General features: G+C 54.9%; 17 protein-coding genes and 1 pseudogene. 11 read left to right on the forward strand and 7 right to left on the reverse strand.

All coding sequences use genetic code 11. The features are described from left to right. From ACWB12_RS13580 to pyk, 4 genes are all read right to left on the reverse strand, one after another. Window positions 1-173, reverse strand: a 173-nt coding sequence (locus tag ACWB12_RS13580) for a 50S ribosomal protein L20 (protein WP_479530677.1), incomplete at its 3' end; no start/stop codon positions are given. A gap of 13 nt (window positions 174-186) precedes the next feature. After that, entirely contained in the window at window positions 187-387 is a 201-nt protein-coding gene (rpmI, locus tag ACWB12_RS13585; protein ID WP_479530630.1) for a 50S ribosomal protein L35, read from the reverse strand. Between the two features lie 130 nt (window positions 388-517). Further along, window positions 518-742 (reverse strand): hypothetical protein, encoded by a 225-nt coding sequence (locus ACWB12_RS13590; protein ID WP_479530631.1) that lies wholly within the window; start codon window positions 740-742, stop codon window positions 518-520. Window positions 743-791: 49 nt separating this feature from the next. Continuing rightward, entirely contained in the window at window positions 792-2,234 is a 1,443-nt protein-coding gene (gene pyk / locus ACWB12_RS13595) for a pyruvate kinase (protein WP_479530632.1), read from the reverse strand. Between the two features lie 135 nt (window positions 2,235-2,369). On the opposite strand from pyk, the gene ACWB12_RS13600 reads away from it, so the two are divergent. The 6 genes from ACWB12_RS13600 to ACWB12_RS13625 all read left to right on the forward strand — a co-directional run bounded on the left by ACWB12_RS13600 (window position 2,370) and on the right by ACWB12_RS13625 (window position 5,622). Beyond that, a complete protein-coding gene (locus tag ACWB12_RS13600; protein ID WP_479530633.1) occupies window positions 2,370-3,110 on the forward strand; it encodes an N-formylglutamate amidohydrolase in 741 nt (246 codons plus the stop codon). Window positions 3,111-3,132: 22 nt separating this feature from the next. After that, window positions 3,133-3,477: a 5-carboxymethyl-2-hydroxymuconate Delta-isomerase gene (locus ACWB12_RS13605; protein WP_479530634.1), complete on the forward strand. Its 345-nt coding sequence runs from the start codon at window positions 3,133-3,135 to the stop codon at window positions 3,475-3,477. Between the two features lie 86 nt (window positions 3,478-3,563). Then, window positions 3,564-3,878: a DUF1244 domain-containing protein gene (locus ACWB12_RS13610; RefSeq protein WP_479530635.1), complete on the forward strand. Its 315-nt coding sequence runs from the start codon at window positions 3,564-3,566 to the stop codon at window positions 3,876-3,878. Between the two features lie 9 nt (window positions 3,879-3,887). Then, window positions 3,888-4,277: a lipocalin family protein gene (locus tag ACWB12_RS13615; protein ID WP_479530636.1), complete on the forward strand. Its 390-nt coding sequence runs from the start codon at window positions 3,888-3,890 to the stop codon at window positions 4,275-4,277. Window positions 4,278-4,294: 17 nt separating this feature from the next. After that, window positions 4,295-4,960: an NnrU family protein gene (locus tag ACWB12_RS13620; protein WP_479530637.1), complete on the forward strand. Its 666-nt coding sequence runs from the start codon at window positions 4,295-4,297 to the stop codon at window positions 4,958-4,960. Between the two features lie 41 nt (window positions 4,961-5,001). Then, window positions 5,002-5,622, forward strand: a complete 621-nt coding sequence (locus ACWB12_RS13625) for a 2OG-Fe(II) oxygenase family protein (RefSeq protein WP_479530638.1) — start codon at window positions 5,002-5,004, stop codon at window positions 5,620-5,622. A 127-nt stretch (window positions 5,623-5,749) separates the two neighbouring features. On the opposite strand, the gene ACWB12_RS13630 is transcribed toward ACWB12_RS13625, so the two are convergent. After that, on the reverse strand, window positions 5,750-6,694 hold the full coding sequence (locus ACWB12_RS13630; RefSeq protein WP_479530639.1) for a LysR substrate-binding domain-containing protein: 945 nt from the start codon (window positions 6,692-6,694) through the stop codon (window positions 5,750-5,752). Between the two features lie 69 nt (window positions 6,695-6,763). Between ACWB12_RS13630 and ACWB12_RS13635 the strand changes: the two genes are divergently transcribed. From ACWB12_RS13635 to ACWB12_RS13650, 4 genes are all read left to right on the forward strand, one after another. Next, window positions 6,764-7,882, forward strand: a complete 1,119-nt coding sequence (locus ACWB12_RS13635; protein ID WP_479530640.1) for a hypothetical protein — start codon at window positions 6,764-6,766, stop codon at window positions 7,880-7,882. Window positions 7,883-7,929: 47 nt separating this feature from the next. After that, a complete protein-coding gene (locus tag ACWB12_RS13640) occupies window positions 7,930-8,511 on the forward strand; it encodes a carboxymuconolactone decarboxylase family protein (RefSeq protein WP_479530641.1) in 582 nt (193 codons plus the stop codon). A gap of 87 nt (window positions 8,512-8,598) precedes the next feature. Continuing rightward, on the forward strand, window positions 8,599-9,633 hold the full coding sequence (locus tag ACWB12_RS13645) for an aromatic ring-hydroxylating dioxygenase subunit alpha (RefSeq protein WP_479530642.1): 1,035 nt from the start codon (window positions 8,599-8,601) through the stop codon (window positions 9,631-9,633). Continuing rightward, window positions 9,630-9,740, forward strand: a complete 111-nt coding sequence (locus ACWB12_RS13650) for an integrase core domain-containing protein (RefSeq protein ID WP_479530678.1) — start codon at window positions 9,630-9,632, stop codon at window positions 9,738-9,740. The genes ACWB12_RS13645 and ACWB12_RS13650 overlap by 4 nt, the downstream gene beginning before the upstream one ends. A 63-nt stretch (window positions 9,741-9,803) precedes the next feature. Here ACWB12_RS13650 and ACWB12_RS13655 read toward each other — a convergent pair. After that, a pseudogene (locus tag ACWB12_RS13655) lies at window positions 9,804-11,017 on the reverse strand (IS256 family transposase). Window positions 11,018-11,263: 246 nt separating this feature from the next. Further along, window positions 11,264-11,743: an Lrp/AsnC family transcriptional regulator gene (locus ACWB12_RS13660; protein ID WP_479530643.1), complete on the reverse strand. Its 480-nt coding sequence runs from the start codon at window positions 11,741-11,743 to the stop codon at window positions 11,264-11,266. 99 nt (window positions 11,744-11,842) lie between these two features. On the opposite strand from ACWB12_RS13660, the gene putA reads away from it, so the two are divergent. Next, window positions 11,843-15,241 carry a bifunctional proline dehydrogenase/L-glutamate gamma-semialdehyde dehydrogenase PutA gene (gene putA, locus ACWB12_RS13665; RefSeq protein WP_479530644.1) on the forward strand — a complete coding sequence of 1,133 codons (3,399 nt, stop codon included), beginning with the start codon at window positions 11,843-11,845 and terminating at the stop codon, window positions 15,239-15,241. Window positions 15,242-15,249: the final 8 nt, after the last annotated feature.

Below are 15,249 nucleotides of genomic sequence, written 5' to 3' on the forward strand. Positions count from 1 at the left end.
GCGCGGAAATTGCGTTTGCGCTGTTTGCGGTCGCGGGTGGCGTATTGGTTTGCCTTATCCACGGCTTGCGTCGCGGATTTATACAGATTTTTGCGACGTCCTTTAAAACCTTTGGCGGCTTTAATGACTTTCTTGTGGCGGGCTTGGGTCGTTGGACCTGAAGTAACTCTCATTGCTCAATCCCTCCTAGCGTGAATACGGCATCATCGACTTGATGATTTTCGCATCAGGCGCCGACAGCGTGGTTGTGCCGCGCGCATTGCGCAGGAATTTGTTTGAGCGTTTGATCATGCCGTGGCGCTTGCCTGCTTGTCCAGCCAGAACGCGGCCAGTAGCCGTCACTTTGAACCGCTTTTTGCAGCTCGATTTCGTCTTCATCTTAGGCATTTCCGTCTCCTTTGTTGGGCGGTGGTTACACGCGACTCGGCATGCCACTTGGGCCGGTCGCGCACATCGAAGGCCGTCATATAGGCCGCTTCCCCCTGTATGACAAGGGAAAACGCACCTCTTAGGGCGCTTAGTTTAGATATTTCCCGATAACCCGCGTAAACGCTTTGGGCACATCGTCAAAACTGTATCCGCTGGGTTTGCCCATAATCGCAACAGCAATCATACCGCTGCCGATCATAACCATAATCGCTGCCCCGCGTGGTACTCTGCCGTCCACAAGTGCCCCAATGATAGACGGGATCGAAAGTCCAAAAACAACCAATCCAATAACCAGAAATAAGTCGTTATCCATTACTCATCCTTAATAATACTTTTACCGATAGCTTTTCCTTAGGTCATTATTATTGATCTGTGCGAAAAATCAACCTTTCATCACATGGCGCAACCCTAAGGATATTAGTGGTTCCCGGCACATTGAACGGCACACCCGCGGTTACAACGATCTGGTCTTTGTCTGTGGCAAGCCCTGACGCACGCGCCGCGCGTGCAGCACTAACCACAGCCAGTTTGAACCGGTCCACCTCGCCCGAGATGTAACAGTTCACCCCCCAGCTCAGACACAATCGGCGTGCTGTACCGGTCAGTGGCGTCAATGCGATGATCGGCACGCTGGGCCGCTCGCGTGACGTCAACAGGGCCGTTGTTCCCGATTGGGTAAAACAACAGATTGCCTTGATATCGGTGGTTTCCGCAATCTCGCGGGCTGCGGCAACAATGCCATCCGCCACAGTGCTTCGTTTCAGGTGGCGTGATGCCTCAATCACTTCACGGTAGGTTGGGTCATTTTCGACTTCGATTGCCACGTTGTTCATCGTGGTCACAGCCTCGACCGGATAACGGCCCGCGGCGGATTCCGCTGACAACATGATCGCATCCGTGCCCTCGTAAATCGCTGTGGCGACATCGGACACCTCGGCCCGTGTCGGCACAGGGCTCTCGATCATGCTCTCCATCATCTGGGTTGCGACGATCACAGGTTTGCCAGCCGCACGGCACCCGCGGATCAGGCGTTTCTGTATCGGCGGCACATTCTGCACCGGCAGTTCAACCCCCAGATCACCCCGCGCTACCATTATCCCGTCCGATACCTCCAGAATCTCCTTGAACGCCTCAACCGCTGCCGGTTTTTCAATCTTGGACAGGATTGCGGCACGACCTTGCGCCAGCTCACGCGCGTCGGTTACATCCTCGGGTCGCTGCACAAATGACAGCGCCAACCAGTCCACACCCAATTGGCAAACAAACTCCAGATCCTTGCGGTCCTTTTTCGACAGCGCCGCCAGTGGCAACACCACATCGGGCACATTCACCCCCTTGCGATTGGAAATCGTGCCGCCCACAACCACGGTGCAATTGGCAAAATCCGCGCCGCATTCCACGACCTTCAGCTCGATCTTGCCGTCATCCACCAACAGGGTTGATCCGACCTTCAACGCCGAGAAAATCTCTTTGTGTGGCAGGCGAACGCGGTGATTATCCCCATCTGCTTTATCCATATCAAAGCGGAAATCCTGCCCGTCTTCCAATTCAGCCGCCTTATTGGCGAATGTGCCGCAGCGCAGCTTTGGCCCCTGCAAATCGGCCAGAATGGCAATCGGACGGTCCACGTCTTTTTCGATCTGCCGGATTATCCCGTGGCGCACACGGATTTCATCGTGCTCTCCATGGCTCATGTTCAAACGGAACACATCGGCCCCCGCCTCGAACAGGGCGCGTATCGTTTCATAATCATCAGATGCCGGCCCAAGGGTCGCCACGATCTTTACATTGCGTTGGCGTATCATACTGCCACGTTCCTCGTGTTATTCATCATTTAATGGTGGGCCACAGGCTATATGCCGCATATCCCGCGCCGTTTCAACTGGCGCTTTTGATTTATCGCGCTTATGCAGGACATGACTTAAGACAATGACAAAGCCATGACATATCATCCGTTTCATATTATCGGTCAGGAGCGTGCGTCGCGCTGGCTGTTAACGTGCGATCACGCCGCCAACACTGTTCCCGACAGCGTAGGGGGTGGCAACCTTGGTCTTGCGCCTGCCGATATGGCGCGTCACATCGCTTATGATGTGGGGGCTGCGGGGGTGACCTATGCTCTGGCCGACCTGCTGGATGCCCCCGCGATCCTGTCCAATTTCTCGCGCCTTGTGATTGATCCGAACCGTGGCGAGGATGACCCGACTCTGCTAATGCGCCTCTATGACGGCACCATCATCCCAGGCAACCGCCATGCGGATTTGACTGAGCGTGAACACCGCCTGAACATCTGTTACCGCCCCTATCACACCGCGCAGGCGAAAATGGCCGCGCGGCAAGATAATACTGTGCTTGTGGCGATCCACAGCTATACTCCACAGTTAAATGGCTACCCCATTCGCCCGTGGCACATCGGTATCTTGCATGGCGAGGACGCGAGGTTCTCGATCCCGCTGCTGACCCGCCTAAATCAGGAATCCGATCTGTGCGTTGGCGAAAACGAACCATACGGCGGTCATCTGGATGGGGATTCTATTGACCGCCATGCCATTACACATGGACGCCTGAACACACTGATTGAAATACGCAATGACCTGATCAAAACCGAAGAACAGCAGGTCGCATGGGCCAAACGCCTTGCGCCAGTCCTGCAAGAGGTGCTCGAGGCGTCGGATCTGTAAACAAAAAAAGGGAGATATTGGAATGCCACACATTATCGTTGAATACGCCGGCCATCTGGACGAAACCCACTGCATGACCGGCATGTGCCAGACCCTGCTTGACGCGGCCGCAACATCAGGCGTGTTCCCCGACACCACCGCCATCAAGGTCCGTGCCACCCCCTGTCCGTTTTCCCGCATCGGGACAGAGCCGCAAACCTTTGCCCATGTCACCATCCGCCTGCTGGCCGGACGTGATGACGCAGTTAAGGCGAATTTGACCCAAATCATTCTGGCGGCACTGGATCAGGCGTTACCAGATGTCGGCAGCCTGTCGGTCGATATAAAGGACATCGACACTGCGACCTACGCGAAACGCACATTGTAATTCCGGCGCCCCGATTTCATTCAATGAAATCGGACCTCTTTTTTTAAAAAAAAGAGAGCCGCCGCGCAAAATTCAAGGACTCTGAGATGGACACCCAAACCAAAACCGAACTGGAAGCCGCCGCATTCCGCGCCCTGCTGAAACATTTGGACGGGCGCAAGGATGTGCAAAACATCGACATGATGATCCTGACCGGCATGTGCCGCAATTGCCTGTCGCGCTGGTATCAGGAAGCCGCTAATGAGCGCGGCATCGGGATGAGCAAAGCCGAGGGGCGCGAAGCCATTTATGGCGAACCATATGCCGACTGGGTTGAAAAATACCAGTCCGATGCCACCGACGAACAACAAGCCGCCTTCAAAGTGGCCTTTGCAGAAAATGTGGGCGAGCCTGCAAAGTAAGGCCAGACCATGCAAAGACGTTTTTTCCTGACCGCCCTGATTGCCGCCCCACTGGTGGCTTGTGTGCCTGAATACGGTGGCGACCCGCCCTCTATATATAAACCTGGCGTGCAGCCTGAATTCATCGGCCGCTGGATCGAAGTGCTGCTTGGCGGTGATGGCGGCGGGTTTGAATTATTCGCCGACGGCACCGCCGCCTCCATAGACCAACCTGAACTGAACTACGTCAGCTGGCGCGTTGAGCCGGGCAAGCTGTTCCTGACCACAGCCGAAACGGTCGGCAATGCCATCAAAACCACCGAAGTCGAATATTCGGCGACAATTGATGAGGAATACCGCATGCAGCTAAATCTGGGCGGCGACGATGACTGGCCACAAGTCTTCCGGAAAATTGACTAGAAACGAAGAGGCGGAGAATGCAGGTTTTATCACAATGGGGGGAATTCATCGCGGCGTTTGTCGTGTTTTTCCTGTCGCACTCCATCCCCGTGCGCCCCGCCGTAAAATCCCGCATTGTCGCAAAAACCGGCGCACTCGGTTTTACGCTGCTCTACTCCGCCCTATCAATCACCATCCTTACCTGGATAATCATCGCCGCAGGGCGCGCACCCTTTGTTGAAATCTGGGGCTGGTCAGAGTGGCAAAACTATGTACCACTGATCGGCATGTTGGTCGCCACCCTGATCATCACAATGGCATTTGGGCAACCTAATCCGCTGTCCTTTGGCGGCTGGAACAATGACCGGTTTGAACCAGACAACCCCGGCCTGATCGGCTGGATCCGCCATCCGCTGCTGGTGGCTCTGCTAATCTGGTCTGCGGCCCATATGGTGCCTAACGGCAATCTGGCGCATGTGATTGTGTTCGGGCTGTTTGCCGGATTTTCGATCCTCGGTATGGCGATCATTGATCGGCGCGCGCGGCGCATCCTTGGGATGGATGCGTGGCAACACCTGTCCAATACCCGTCGCCGCCTGATCATCACCCGCAGAGGCATCACACGCATCATCTTGGGCGTGTTGATCTATCTGGCCCTGCTCTATTCCCACGAATGGGTGATCGGCGTATCCCCGTTGCTTTGAACGCCCTCGCCAAGGTCTGCGCGTTGGTCTATGACAGCCCCATGTCACAAATTGAATCACTCTTCGTCACCCCGATTTACCGCGCCGCTCTGTCCGAATTGGGCAAGCCGGTAGATACGGGCGAACTCGAAACCTCTTGCTGGTCCATCGCCGAAGATGACGAAGCAGGGCAAAAATGGTGCGAGGATAACGACTATCCAGGCTATACCAGCTACGCCTCGCTGGATGATCTGCCTTGGCGCTTTCCACTCTTCAAAGACCTCTCCAAAGTGCTGAACAAACACGTTGCGGCTTTTGTCAAAAATCTGGCCTTCGATACCGGCGACAAAAAGATCAAACTGGATTCTCTGTGGATCAACATCCTGCCAAACGGCGGCTTGCACACCTCGCACATCCACCCCCATAGCGTGATCAGCGGCACCACCTATGTGGCCATGCCAAAGGGCACCAGCGCGATCAAATTTGAGGATCCGCGTTCTGCCATGATGATGGCCGCCCCGACCCGCAAACCCGACGCCCCGCGAGATTTACGCAATTTCATCTACTTTGAACCCGATGTGGGTGATGTCCTGCTATGGGAAAGCTGGCTGCGTCACGAGGTGCCGATGAACATGGCCGAGGAAGAACGCATTTCCGTCAGCTTTAATTACAGCTGGGGCTGAGACAGCCTTAAGAACATACCACGGTTTGTTCCCATAAGCGTTGGCGTCTGACACTGCAACATTCGATTGCATTGAAGTTGCGCACATAGTCCGTAAGCGGCGGAAAAATTTGCAGTAGAACCATTAATTAATCAACGTTGCTTGGCTTGGTAACCTGCTCTCTGACCTCTTGGTGCAACCAAGCACGAAAAGCTTGCACAGATTCCAGTTTCAACGCCTCATGGCGACATACAAACCAATATGAAAACTGCGATTTGACGACTTGCGGAAATGGGCAAGCCAAAGTGCCCTCAGCAATCGCATCACAGATCAACGGGGTCCGGCCCATGGCTATGCCCAACCCCTTAACCGCGGCCTGCACCACCATATTCGCCTGTCCGAACTTACGGATACGTGGCAGGTTTGGCAGCTCAATGTCTGCTTGCTGTGCCCAGTAATTCCAAGTCGGCGGTGTGCCGAGGTTCTGCACGTCATCTTTCAGAATTGTAAACTGGCTCAGATCACCAATCTCGTGCAGTTCCGCTGCGATCCCGGGTGAACAAACCGGCGTTATAGTTTCCTGCATCAACATTTCACTGTGCAATCCAGAAAAACCGCCAGACCCATATTGGATCATCACATCGGTATCTTCGGCGTTCACATCGCGGGCGTAAATATCTGTGGATAACGACACCGGAAAATCCGGAAAATCCTGATCAAAGTTCATTAACCGTGGCAATAACCAGACAAACCCAAACCCGGGTGGAGAGGCGACAAGCACACCTCGGTTTACCGTTTGGCGCTTGTCACGAAACTCATCACAAACCGCTTCAACCATGCCATACCCTTCTGCTACGGCACTGGCCAGACGCAAACCTTTCTCGGTCGCTACTGTTTTTCGCGCCCCACGGACAAGCAACTTGTGCCCTGTCCACTCTTCCAAGGATTTGATGTGTTGGCTGACAGCACTCTGGGTCACATTCAGCTCTTCTGCCGCGCGGCCAAATCCGCGCAACCTAACCACAGCTTCCAGCGTTCTGAGCGCTGTAAATGGCAAAAGTTTCATCATATAAGCTGTGGTAATACCTAACATTATGAGAATCAAATGGGTTCTGACTAGGCACGCGCATAAACAACAGGTAAGCCATGGGGGAAGACTTATATGATGAACAATACATCGCCAAATCAATTCCATTCAGGTGTGCGCAATCTGTTGTTCAACTGCGGCGAATGCAAACCTGGTCAAACCCTTTTAATCATTCATGAAAACACCGCCGAAACCTATTTTGAGCCCGAATTGGCATTGGCGGTTTCCAACGCTGCCCAGGAATTGGGCCTGACAACAGAATTTTTTGAAGTGGGCGTCGTAAATGATGTCAGCACGCCCAACCCAACCCTTAGCGCAAAAATTCAACAAGCTGATAAAACCCTCTATCTGGCGCGAATGGGCGATCAGATACGCTTTCACCCCAGTGGCGCTGCCGACACCCAAATTGTTAGCTACGCCTTGGACCGCGATATGCTGGCATCCAGTTTTGGTAACGCAGATTATCGGGCATTTGTGGCTATAAAGAATCTGATTAATCAGGCTATGGCATCAGCCAAAGACATCCATGTTACGTGTGCTGCTGGCACAGACTTCAAAGGCGGGGGCGTCGCATATGACAAAGACGGGGGTGATGTTACCATCAAACGCTTCCCCCTATCTGTTTTCACCCCTGCCCCTGCAAAGGGGGTCAAGGGGCGCATCGCGCAAGTCGGGTTTCTGGTTGGCACTGGCTCTCGGTATTATCACCCCTATGCGTGCGAATTAACCGATACGCTTTTTGTAGATTTCGAAGATAACCGGATTACCGGTTTTGACGGAAACCCCAAAGATGTTGCTGCCGCCAAGGCGCATTATGAGCGCGTTGGCAAAGAATTCGGGATCGACCCTTATTTCGTGCATTCTTGGCACGCAGGTATCCACCCCGGTTGCGATTACAAACTGCCCGCCGCAGAGTATTTTGAACGCTGGAGCAGCGGTGCTTTTGGCAATCCTCGCATGTTGCATTTTCATACCTGTGGCGAATACCCCCCTGGAGAAATCTCGCTTAACGTGGTTGATCCGACAGTCCGGCTGGATGGCATCGCAGTGTGGGAAAACGGTGTGCTGCATCCAGAACGAATTCCAGGTGGCGCAGATGTTTTAAACACTTACCCATGTGCTGCACGGGCCTTTGGTGATCCAGCATCCAGCATCGGACTAGGGCGCAACGGAGCGCTTTCTTTTCAAACCTAATCAGGGGCGTAAAGGCTCAAGAGCTCTCATTAAGGAAAGGAACCAAAATGTCCGCATGGATCAAAATGCTTTCGGACGATGACGCCGACGAAAGCCTCAGCAAGGCACTGGATTTTGCCCGCACGCCGCATGGCACCGTAGATAATGTGATGCGTGTGCATTCCCTGCGCCCTGCGACGATGAACGGTCATGTCGTGCTTTACCGCGCATGTCTACACGATGACAGCAACAGTATACCTACTTGGTTTCAGGAGGTGATCAGTTCTTACGTCTCTACACTGAACAGCTGTGCCTATTCCTATGCCAATCATTGGTCCAATGCTCGCCACCTGATTGGTGATGACACCCGTGCAGACATAATCGAGGCCGCGTTGCAATCGCGACGCCCGGAAGATGCCTTTGAGGGGGGGGAGCTGGCGTTGTTACACTATGCCGAAAAGCTGACACTTCATCCCGGTGACATGGTTAAGGCCGATGTTGATGCACTGAAACAGTCGGGCGTGCCGGACGGCGAAATATTGGAAGCGAACCAGATTATCGGTTACTTCAATTATGCCAATCGCTTGCTGAACGGCCTGGGCGTGACCACAGATGGCGACGTTGTTGGCTACTATGCCAAGAGCGAATAAGTCTGACTAATGCCCGCCATAATGAATTGGAAATGGCGCCAATTTCCAGACAGTTCTATGATCGAAAGTAACATAGGAGTTCCTGAGATGTTTTTACGCAATTGCTGGTATGTTGCAGGGTGGAGCAAGGATTACGAACAGACGTTACACGCCCAGAAATTGCTGGGCGAAAACGTGGTTCTCTACCGTCAAACCGATGGCACCCCCGTGGCACTAGAGGACGCCTGCCCGCATCGTAAATTACCGCTTTCGGATGGGATGCTTGATGGTGATCGCGTGGTTTGCGGGTATCATGGTTTGACGTTTGACTGCTCTGGTAAATGTGTCGATGCTCCGACCCAGCGGGGAAACATTCCCAAACGCGCTGTGGTGAAATCCTATCCGGTTCAAGACCGCTATAATCTATTGTGGATATGGATGGGTGATCCGGACCAGGCAGACCCTGATCTGATTTTCCCGATCGAAAACTTTGATAACCCCGACTGGGGGTGCACTGATGGCGGTACGTTGCCAATTGGCTGCAACTACCTTTGGGTGGCAGACAACCTGCTGGATCCCAGTCATGTGGCATGGGTGCATGTGACATCTTTCGCAGGTGGTGGCACCGAAGACGCGCCACTGGATATTGAACGCACTAATCGCGGCGTCATCGTTTCGCGCTGGATCTACGACCAACCGGCGTCACCATATTATGCAGATCTGGTAAAATTTGATGGCAATGCAGATCGTAAACAACATTATGAAATGTGTTTTCCAGCAATTGCATTGAACATGTCGATCTATTCCCCTGCTGGTACGGGTGGGTCGGATAAAGCAGCTGGCGAAAAAGCCTATGTGAATATTTCCTACAACTTCCTGACCCCAGTTGACGAAAATAATACGCAATATATCTGGTTCCAGCACCGAAACACCGACCCGAACGACAAGGCAATTTCCGAGAAGATGAATGCGGGTGCGGTCATGGCATTCATTGAGGACAAGGACATCCTGGAAGCTGTGCATAGTGGTATGGCCAAGATGGCAACGCCAAATATCGACTTGGGATTAGATGCAGGTGCCAAACTCTTCCGGCTGCAACTGCAACGGTTGATTGACAAAGAGCAGGGAAAGGCCACGCCCTGAAAGACTGGAAGAATGATTACAACAACCGCAAACCACATTCGTCCTTTGGAAACCTGACACCACAGGAATTTGCACAGAAAATGAGGGTGGGCAAACTGGCAGCTTAACGCCATTAACTGGGAATGTCCGAATCTCTGTGTATAGGGCTTGGCCCACGCGGTTTAAACGGGTCATCTGTTGAACCGTTCGGGATATAGAATAGCGAACTGATTGCGGGCGGCAACCCATTCTCTGACCACCCTGCCTTTTTTCTCAAAATTGCGGATAGCCAGATAGATCAGTTTTGTTGCGGCTTCGTCAGTCGGGAAGCTGCCACGGGTTTTGGTGGTTTTGCGGATGACGCGGTTCAGGCTCTCTATGGCGTTGGCTGTGTAGATGATTTTGCGCACATCTGGCGGGAAGGCAAAGAACGGGATGACCTCCTGCCATGCCCGTCGCCAACTCGGGGCTATTGAAGGATATTTTGGACCCCATTTTTCTTCGAAATCATCCAGCGATTTGGCTGCGGCTTCATCGTCCACGGCCTGATAAATCACCTCCAGGGATTTGGCCACTTCCTTGCGATCTTTCCAGCCGCAGAAGTTCAGGGAATGGCGCACAAGGTGCACAATACAGGTTTGCACTGTGGTGTCGGGATAGGCGGCATTGATCGCATCAGGGAAGCCCTTCAGGCCGTCCACAACGGCGATCAGGATGTCCTCCAGCCCACGATTTTTGAGATTATTCATGATGGAAAGCCAGAATTTGGCCCCTTCGTTAGCCGCGACCCATAAGCCCAGAACCTCACGTTCTCCCTCAGGAGTGACCCCTAGAGCCACGTAAACCGCCTTGTTTTTAACCTGACGGCTTTCCGCATCACGGATTTTGACCCGCAGGGCATCGAGGAAAACGATTGGATAACCGGCTCCAGAGCGCGGCTCTGCCAGTCTGAAACTTCCTCCAGAACCGCGTCGGTCGCACGACTGATCAGATCGGCAGAAACCCGTAATCCGTAAACTCCCTCAAGGTGGGAACGGATATCACGGGTCGATAATCCAGCGGCATAAAGCCCGATGATTTTGTCATCCATCCCGTCGATCCGAGTCTGACCTTTCTGGATTAGCTCAGGCTCAAAACTGCCATCCCTATCGCGTGGAATATCGATGGGAACTGCCCCGTCATTGCCTTTCAGAACCTTGCGCGTGGCCCCGTTGCGTCGATTGGCCTGCTGGCTGGCAGGTGCTCCATTCGGCTCATAGCCCAGATGTTCGGTCAGTTCAGCACCAAGCATCCGCTCCATCAACCGGACCTTCAGCTCCTTCATCAAGCCTTTGTCGCCGAGTAAATCTTCAGGCCGTTCAACGCCGTTAAGCAGCTCGTCCAGTAGTTCTTTGGAAATCGGCATTGTCGTCATGCTCCTTCGGAGTGGAAGCATGGACCAAATTACTCATACACAGAAGATCGGACAGTCTCTGATTTTACTGTTCCTTTGGTTTGAGGAGTATTCGATGGTGGCACTTGGATTAATCGTCCTAGTTGTCGTCATTCCCATTAAGGCATTCCTAAACAAGAATAGAAAATAACATACCGAAGGATCCGTGTTTTCATCACCCCTACCTCTCCATCATCTCCGCTATATGAAATACCACCCCTACAGAGCCCCCTCTTTCACCGCCTGCATCGCCACATAGGTCGAGGTGCTGGCCACATGCGGCAGGCTTGAAATCTTCTCGCCCAGAACCTCGCGGTACGCCGTCATATCCTTGACCCGCACCTTCAGCAAATAATCGAAATTCGCCGCCAGCATGTGGCATTCTTCAATTTCCGGCACCTTGCGCACGGCCGCATTGAACGCCGATAGGGATTTCTCGCGGGTGTCCGATAGCCGCACCTCGACAAATGCCACATGGTTTAGCCCCAGCCGGATCGGGTCCAGCAAGGCGCGGTATCCGGTGATATAGCGCTCGCTCTCCAGCCGTTTCAGGCGGGCTTGGGTCGGGGATTTGGACAACCCGATGCGCATAGCCAATTCGGTGACGCTAATGCGCCCGTCCGCCGCCATCTCGCGCAGAATCGCCTGATCGAAACTGTCCAACTCGGAAATGTTCATTTTCACTGCAAAATCTACCATATTCAGGCTCTTTCACTGCTCGTGTGGAAATTTCAGCCAGATTAGCCCACTTAAATCAGATACAAAAGACACAATCCCTATTTCGTGAAGGATATCCACATGCCTGATTCACACCGCACCAATATTGACGCCACCCTCTATGCAGACGAGGCCGAAACGCTTGCCACACTGATCCGTAACGCCGCCCTAACGCCCGCAGCCCGCGCCGATATCACCTCCCGCGCCACCCAACTGGTCCGCGACATCCGCGCCTCGGCCAAACCGGGATTGATGGAGGTGTTCCTCGCTGAATATGGCCTGTCCACCGACGAAGGCATCGCGCTGATGTGCCTTGCCGAAGCCCTGTTGCGCGTCCCCGACGCCACCACCATCGACGCGCTGATCGAGGATAAAATCGCGCCCTCGAACTGGGGTAAACACCTTGGCAAATCCTCGTCCTCCTTGGTCAACGCCTCCACGTGGGCCTTGATGCTGACCGGCAAAGTGCTGGATGATGTCGAGCCAGGCATCGCCAGCCACTTGCGCGGCGCGGTCAAACGATTGGGCGAACCAGTAATCCGCAGCGCTGTGGCCCGTGCCATGCGCGAAATGGGCCGCCAGTTTGTGCTGGGCGAAGACATCAAAAAGGCAATGAAACGCGCGGCAGGGATGGAGGTCAAAGGCTATACCTATTCCTACGACATGCTGGGCGAAGCCGCCCGCACTGAGGACGACGCGCGCCGCTATCATCTCGCCTATTCATCCGCGATCACCTCGATCGCCACCGCCTGCACCCATGACGACATCCGCCAAAACCCTGGCATATCAGTCAAACTGTCGGCCCTGCATCCGCGGTACGAGGTGGCCCAAAAAGCCCGCGTGATGGACGAACTTGTGCCGCGCCTCCGTGCCCTTGCGGGCCTCGCCAAATCTGCCGGAATGGGGTTCAACATTGACGCGGAAGAGGCTGATCGACTGTCCCTGTCGCTTGATGTGATCGAGGCGGTTCTGTCCGATCCATCCCTCTCAGGTTGGGACGGATTTGGCGTGGTGGTTCAGGCATTCGGCCAACGCGCGGCGCCAGTGATTGACTGGCTCTATGCCCTATCCCAAAAGCTGGATCGCCGCATCATGGTGCGGCTGGTAAAAGGGGCCTATTGGGACACCGAAATCAAACATGCGCAGGTCATCGGCGTAGATGGTTTTCCGGTTTTCACCCATAAATCCGCCACCGATATTTCCTACATTTCATGCGCCCGAAAACTGCTTACGATGACAGACCGCATCTATCCACAGTTCGCCACCCATAACGCCCATACCGTCGCTGCCATTCTGGAAATGGATGATGATTCAGAGGTTTACGAATTTCAACGCCTGCACGGCATGGGTGAACGGCTGCACGACATTGTGCTTCAAACCGAACGAACCCGTTGCCGCATCTACGCCCCCGTTGGCGCACACCGCGACCTGCTCGCCTATCTCGTGCGCCGTTTACTGGAAAACGGCGCGAACTCCTCGTTCGTCAATCAGATCGTAGACGAAGACGTGCCCGCAGAGGAGGTCGCGGCCGATCCGTTCGCCACCCCGCCAAAACCCGCCACCATCCCGCGCGGACCAGAATTATTCCTGCCCGAACGGCGCAATTCCAAGGGCTGGGATCTGGCCGACGCCCCCACACTCGCCGCCATTGATACAGCCCGCAAACCGCACCAAACCGCGGCCTTTACCGCAGCCCCGCTGATCGCTGGCAAGCTGGCCAAATCCAGCCCCATTCCCGTCCTGAACCCTGCCAATCCGAACGACATCGTCGGCCATGTCACATGGGCAACCCCCGCCGATGTAGACACTGCGCTGGCAGGCGCAAAACCATGGGCCACCAACACATCCGAACGCACCAAAATCCTGAACCGCGCCGCTGATCTGTATGAGGAAAACTTTGGCCAGATCTTTGCTATTCTTACACGAGAAGCCGGTAAAACCCTGCCCGATGCCGTGGGTGAGGTGCGCGAAGCGGTGGATTTTCTGCGCTACTACGCTGCCCAAGCCACCCACCACGAAAGCCCGCCCATCGGCACCTTCACCTGCATATCACCGTGGAATTTCCCGCTGGCAATTTTCACCGGCCAAATCGCGGCGTCCCTCGCCACAGGCAACGCCACGCTGGCCAAACCCGCCGAACAAACCCCGCAGATCGCAACCCTTGCCGTCACCCTTCTGCACAAGGCAGGCGTGCCGCGCGAGGCCCTGCAACTGTTGCCCGGTGACGGGGCCATCGGGGCCGCGCTCAGCTCTGATCCACGCGTTGGCGGCGTGTGTTTCACCGGCTCCACCGGCACGGCGCTGAAAATCCGCCGCGCGATGGCTGAAAACCTTGCGCCGGGCGCGCCCCTGATTGCCGAAACCGGCGGGCTGAACGCGATGATCGTCGACAGCACAGCACTTCCCGAACAGGCGGTGCGCGATGTGGTGCAAAGCGCGTTCCAGTCGGCAGGCCAGCGCTGTTCGGCCTTGCGCTGTTTGTATGTGCAAGAGGACATCGCGGATGGGTTCACCAAAATGCTAAAGGGCGCGATGGACGAATTGTCCATCGGCAGCCCGTGGGATTTATCCTGCGACATTGGGCCGGTGATTGATGACGCCGCCTGCCGCGATATCAACGCCTATATCGCGGCGGCGGATGCCGTGAAACAACTGCCCTGCCCCGATACAGGTCACTACGTCCCGCCCACTCTGATCCGTATAAACGGGATTACAGAAATGCAGCGTGAAATTTTTGGCCCAGTTCTGCACATCGCCACCTTCAAGGCGGGTGAACTGGACCGCGTGATTGAAGATATCAACGCCACGGGATACGGGCTGACCTTTGGTCTGCACACCCGCATTGACGACCGTGTGCAGCATGTGGTTGAACGCCTGAAGGCGGGCAACATTTACGTCAATCGCAACCAGATCGGTGCCGTCGTCGGATCACAACCCTTTGGCGGTGAAGGATTATCCGGCACGGGGCCGAAGGCGGGCGGGCCGGAGTACCTGACGCGATTCCTGACCCATGAAGCCCCGAAAATCACGGGCACAGATGCGCCGCGGTTGATCGATGATGTGCAACGCGACATTGCAAATGCCGACGTGCCAAGCGAGCTATCCACCACCGACCTGCCCGGCCCCACGGGGGAATCCAATCGGCTAGCTCACCACGCGCGATCGCCCATATTGTGCCTTGGGCCGACAGACGAGGGTGCCGAGACGCAAGCCAAAGCCGTGCGTGATCTGGGTGGTATTCCAGTGCTTGCCAACGGGATAGAGACGGGGGCGCTAACAAGCCTGACCGGATTTTCCGGCGCGATCTACTGGGGGGATCAAGCCCGCCCCTATGTTCAGGCGCTGGCCGCACGGGGCGGGGACATCCTGCCGCTGATTACAGCCATACCTTGCAAGGCAGATTGCCAACTGGAGCGTCATACTTGCGTTGACACCACGGCATCTGGTGGCAACGCGGCGTTGTTGGCCGAAGCGGGGTGATTAAATGC

Source organism: Profundibacter sp., assembly GCF_056498605.1.

Coding starts and splice junctions, on each gene's coding strand:
- ACWB12_RS13620 (WP_479530637.1), top strand. CDS start 4,295: ATGCAGGTTTTATCACAATGGGGGGAATTCATCGCGGCGTTTGTCGTG.
- ACWB12_RS13630 (WP_479530639.1), bottom strand. CDS start 6,694: ATGTTAGGTATTACCACAGCTTATATGATGAAACTTTTGCCATTTACA.
- ACWB12_RS13610 (WP_479530635.1), top strand. CDS start 3,564: ATGGACACCCAAACCAAAACCGAACTGGAAGCCGCCGCATTCCGCGCC.
- ACWB12_RS13640 (WP_479530641.1), top strand. CDS start 7,930: ATGTCCGCATGGATCAAAATGCTTTCGGACGATGACGCCGACGAAAGC.
- ACWB12_RS13660 (WP_479530643.1), bottom strand. CDS start 11,743: ATGGTAGATTTTGCAGTGAAAATGAACATTTCCGAGTTGGACAGTTTC.
- ACWB12_RS13625 (WP_479530638.1), top strand. CDS start 5,002: ATGTCACAAATTGAATCACTCTTCGTCACCCCGATTTACCGCGCCGCT.
- pyk (WP_479530632.1), bottom strand. CDS start 2,234: ATGATACGCCAACGCAATGTAAAGATCGTGGCGACCCTTGGGCCGGCA.
- rpmI (WP_479530630.1), bottom strand. CDS start 387: ATGCCTAAGATGAAGACGAAATCGAGCTGCAAAAAGCGGTTCAAAGTG.
- putA (WP_479530644.1), top strand. CDS start 11,843: ATGCCTGATTCACACCGCACCAATATTGACGCCACCCTCTATGCAGAC.
- ACWB12_RS13645 (WP_479530642.1), top strand. CDS start 8,599: ATGTTTTTACGCAATTGCTGGTATGTTGCAGGGTGGAGCAAGGATTAC.
- ACWB12_RS13615 (WP_479530636.1), top strand. CDS start 3,888: ATGCAAAGACGTTTTTTCCTGACCGCCCTGATTGCCGCCCCACTGGTG.
- ACWB12_RS13605 (WP_479530634.1), top strand. CDS start 3,133: ATGCCACACATTATCGTTGAATACGCCGGCCATCTGGACGAAACCCAC.
- ACWB12_RS13600 (WP_479530633.1), top strand. CDS start 2,370: ATGACATATCATCCGTTTCATATTATCGGTCAGGAGCGTGCGTCGCGC.
- ACWB12_RS13635 (WP_479530640.1), top strand. CDS start 6,764: ATGATGAACAATACATCGCCAAATCAATTCCATTCAGGTGTGCGCAAT.
- ACWB12_RS13590 (WP_479530631.1), bottom strand. CDS start 742: ATGGATAACGACTTATTTCTGGTTATTGGATTGGTTGTTTTTGGACTT.